Source organism: Pseudomonas endophytica, assembly GCF_001411475.1.
Taxonomy (GTDB): Bacteria; Pseudomonadota; Gammaproteobacteria; order Pseudomonadales; family Pseudomonadaceae; genus Aquipseudomonas; species Aquipseudomonas endophytica.
The window spans coordinates 1-3,907 of the sequence record NZ_LLWH01000106.1 but is presented as its reverse complement, the minus strand read 5'-3'; the positions used below and the strand labels follow the sequence as shown (position 1 = coordinate 3,907).

5 protein-coding genes are annotated in these 3,907 nt (G+C 54.8%); 1 reads left to right on the top strand and 4 read right to left on the bottom strand.

The window, feature by feature from the left end; genetic code table 11:
- From AQS70_RS08215 to AQS70_RS08200, 4 genes are all read right to left on the bottom strand, one after another.
- On the bottom strand, positions 1–341 hold a 341-nt coding region (locus tag AQS70_RS08215; RefSeq protein ID WP_055102362.1), incomplete at its 3' end, for an NfeD family protein.
- 3 nt (positions 342–344) lie between these two features.
- Complete coding sequence (locus AQS70_RS08210; protein ID WP_055102361.1) at positions 345–1,265, bottom strand: SPFH domain-containing protein; 921 nt, start codon at positions 1,263–1,265, stop codon at positions 345–347.
- 94 nt (positions 1,266–1,359) lie between these two features.
- Entirely contained in the window at positions 1,360–3,129 is a 1,770-nt protein-coding gene (tfpB, locus tag AQS70_RS08205) for a type IV pilus assembly ATPase TfpB (protein WP_082428065.1), read from the bottom strand.
- Positions 3,130–3,240: 111 nt separating this feature from the next.
- Positions 3,241–3,567, bottom strand: coding sequence for a hypothetical protein (locus tag AQS70_RS08200; protein ID WP_055102359.1), 327 nt, complete (start codon positions 3,565–3,567; stop codon positions 3,241–3,243).
- A gap of 127 nt (positions 3,568–3,694) precedes the next feature.
- On the opposite strand from AQS70_RS08200, the gene AQS70_RS08195 reads away from it, so the two are divergent.
- A partial coding sequence (locus tag AQS70_RS08195) for an Lrp/AsnC family transcriptional regulator (protein WP_156355074.1) occupies positions 3,695–3,907 on the top strand: 213 nt, incomplete at its 3' end.

Sequence of the window (3,907 nt, the reverse complement as noted above, 5' to 3'; positions counted from 1 at the left end):
TTAATCTTGCCCCGGCCCTCTACAATGGCTTGCTGCACGATAAACGTTTTGCCGATGAGCTCGTGCCCGCGACTGTTGAGTTCAGGCTGGTCATTGCTGGCAATAGTGTTGCGCTGACGCTTCCACCAAAACACTGCCGTGAGGAGTGCCAAGATGCCAAACAGCGGGAGTTGCAGCGCCCAAGACAGTGTGGGCACAAAGAAGGTCACGGCCCCAACGATGAGCCCGGCGAGGCCCACCCATAACAGGTAACCACCGGTGCCAAAGACTTCTAGGATCAATAGCACGGTGCCCAGTGCCAGCCAGTCCCAGTAGTTTAGGTTTTGCATGAACTCCCACATGCATCAGGCCTTTTTGTTATCGAAAGTGGCTTTGACGATCTCGCCGATTCCCCCCACGGCACCGATGACCTGACTGGCTTCCAGCGGCATCAGGATGACCTTGCTGTTATCGGCAGAGGCCAGTTGGCCCAGTGCGTCGATATATTTTTGCGCGACAAAGTAATTGATTGCCTGCACGTTACCCGTTGCAATGGCTTCAGAAACCACTTGCGTCGCCCGGGCTTCTGCTTCGGCCTGACGTTCGCGGGCTTCTGCCTCAAGAAACGCCGCCTGACGACCGCCTTCTGCTTCGAGGATCTGCGCCTGCTTTTTACCTTCGGCGGTCAAAATGGCCGAGGCGCGCAGACCTTCTGCTTCAAGGATTTGCGCACGTTTGATCCGCTCAGCTTTCATTTGCCCGGACATCGCGGCCATCAGGTCTGCGGGTGGGCTGATGTCTTTGATTTCGATACGGGTGATCTTGATGCCCCAAGGCGCGGTTGCTTCATCGACTGTACGCAGCAGCTTCTCATTGATCCCGTCACGCTGGCTGAGCATTGCGTCCAGTTCCATTGAGCCGAGCACAGTACGGATATTGGTTTGCAGCAGATTGCGAATGGCGTGTTCGAGGTTATTGACCTCATAAGCAGCCTGAGCCGTATTGACCACTTGGAAGAAGCACACGGCGTCGATTTGTACGGTTGCGTTGTCAGAGGTGATGACTTCTTGCGGCGGGATATCGAGCACGCTTTCCATCACATTGATCTTGCGTCCGATCCGGTCCATCACCGGGATGATGATGTTGAGGCCCGGTTTTAGCGTATTGGTGTAGCGCCCGAAGCGTTCTACCGTCCATTGGTAACCTTGTGGTACGACCTTGAAGCCCATAAAAAGCAGGGCAATAGCCAAGGCGACAAATAACAGAACAACAGTACCCACTTGCATAACCATTCCTTGTTTGAATGTATAAGAGCGATAAGCGGGTCAAAGTTTAACCATCGGCTTAAACAGACATTGTTTAAATAATAGTCAAAACAATTCAATACGCAGGCGTCACGCGCAATGTTTCTACCAGAGTTGTCAAACCGGCGCTCACTTTTTGAGCGGCAGCGACTCGCAAGGGGCGCATGCCTTCTTTGCACGCTTCGTGGCGCAGCGTATTGATGTCTGTGTGTGGGGTTATCAGCCTGTTGAGATTAGCGCTCATCTGCATGATCTCGTACACGCCTGAGCGGCCGCTATAACCCGTATCACGGCACGCCATGCAGCCATTTGCCTGACAGGTCTTGAGCGGTGGCGGCGTCAACCAGCCAGGGGCAAAGCTCTGCCAGTCAGGCGTTGATATGGGGTGCTCGGTTTTGCATTCAGGGCACAGTGTGCGAACCAACCGTTGCGCCATGACGCCTAGCAACGTGGCTTTAATCAAGTAAGGCGCCACGCCCAGTTCTAGCAGGCGGCTGATCGCGCTGGGCGCATCGTTGGTGTGCAAGGTGGAAAGCACCAAGTGCCCAGTCAGCGCGGCTTGAATGGCAACTTCAGCGGTTTCTAGGTCACGTATCTCACCGAGCATGATGATGTCTGGGTCTTGACGCATTAATGCTCGCACGCCGTTGGCGAAGGTCAGGTCAATGTTCGCTTGCACCTGCATTTGATTAAACGCGGGTTCAATCATCTCAATCGGATCTTCGAGAGTGCACAAGTTGATCTGTGGCGTGGCCAGTCGCTTGAGCGTTGCATACAGGGTGCTGGTCTTGCCTGAGCCAGTCGGGCCGGTGATTAAGATGATGCCGTTAGGCCGGCGAATCATCTGCTCCCAACGCAGTAGGTCTTCGCCTTCAAAACCTAATTGGTCGAAGCGTTTGAGCATGATCTGCGGGTCGAAAATACGCATGACCATTTTTTCGCCAAACACAGTCGGCAAGGTAGCAAGGCGCAGTTCGACTTCGGCGCCAGCAGGGGTCTTGGTTTTAAGGCGGCCGTCTTGGGGTTTGCGTTTTTCGGCAACGTTCATCCGGCCTAAGCTCTTGAGACGGCTGACGACGGCCATCGTGACTTGAGCGGGAAACTGGTAGACGGTGTGCAGTACGCCGTCGATACGAAAGCGTACTCCCCCCTGCTCGCGACGTGGCTCGATATGGATATCGCTGGCGCGTTGCTCAAAGGCGTACTGCAACAGCCAGTCGACGATATTCACAATGTGCGCATCGTTGGCATCAGGCTCTTGGCTGCCATTACCCAGGGTTAATAAATGTTCCAAGTTGGCTGAGTGGCTGCTTTTTTGATCATTGAGTGCCGCGCCTGTGACCGATTTGGCCAGTTGGAAAAACTCCACGCTCAGGCGTTGGATCTCCAAGGGGTTGGCGATCACCCGCTTGATCGGGCGCTTGAGCACGTGCTTGAGGTCAGCCTCCCAACTGCGGACCCACGGTTGGGCACTGGCAATCGTAATGGCCTCTTCATTGGCCGCTACGGCGAGGATTTGGTGGCGTTGGGCAAAGGCAAACGACATCAGCCCAGTCACTGTCGCCACCTCAATTTTGAGCGGGTCGAGCCGTAGGTACGGTTGCGCAAACTCTTCGGCAAGCCATGCAGTCAGGGTTTCAAGGTCGAGGGTTTTTGTCGGTCGTGTAGGGTCTTGGAGCTGTTGACTGGCCAGAAACACCAGTGGATGAAGAGGACTGTTGAGTGGCTCTCGACTGCGGATCAACGCCTCTTCAGCGCAGCCTTGTAACAGGCGCCCTTGAGCCAGTAGGGCGGGCAGCAGTTGCTTAAGGGTGAGCCATTGATCATGAGGCGGGGCATTGCGCATCGACAGCTCCTGGGGACGGCTTCAAACACGAGGGCAGACGGGTCCTTGTCTGCATAGTTTGAAGCCTAGCCCTGCGAGCCTGACCACGCGTTGCTCAATGGTTGCGGGCTGTTACCCGGTGAGGGCTGCTCTAGCCGGTTGAGCGGGTTCCAGTGTCAGGTCGAACACGCTGACCAGATTGCGCAATTTTTCACCTATCACCTGCGCGCGGTGCCAGCTTTGCTCGTCACTGACGATTTCAATGCTGAAACTGTCGTCATCGCGCATCACATCAACCTGCTGCGGGATGAGCTGCTGCAAAGCAAACACATTCAAAACCCGGCACAACACATCCGCCTCTGCTTCGGCCTGAATATGAAATCGCACCGCACACAGTGGGGCATGGCTGGCCCAGACATCGGGGCGGGTAGGGGGTTGAACGGCTTCCAGTGGCGACATGCGATGACTCCTGATTTGGCTGGAGAAATATTTACACGTCGGGGGAGGTTTTTTTTATCTAAGATGCATCAATTACGCTTTAGAAAGACTTATCCAAGTCGTTATTGGCTAACAAAAAGGTATTTTTATGCAAGGTGAACTGGACGCTTACGATCGACGCATCCTCGCGCTGCTACAAGAAGACGCTTCGCTGTCCAGCGCACAGATCGCCGAACAGGTGGGTTTATCGCAATCACCGTGTTGGCGGCGAATTCAGCGGATGAAAGATGAGGGGATTATTCGTGGCCAAGTGACCCTGCTGGACCGCCAGAAAATTGGCCTTACTACGCAGATTTTTGCC

Coding starts and splice junctions, on each gene's coding strand:
- AQS70_RS08210 (WP_055102361.1), bottom strand. CDS start 1,265: ATGCAAGTGGGTACTGTTGTTCTGTTATTTGTCGCCTTGGCTATTGCC.
- tfpB (WP_082428065.1), bottom strand. CDS start 3,129: ATGCGCAATGCCCCGCCTCATGATCAATGGCTCACCCTTAAGCAACTG.
- AQS70_RS08200 (WP_055102359.1), bottom strand. CDS start 3,567: ATGTCGCCACTGGAAGCCGTTCAACCCCCTACCCGCCCCGATGTCTGG.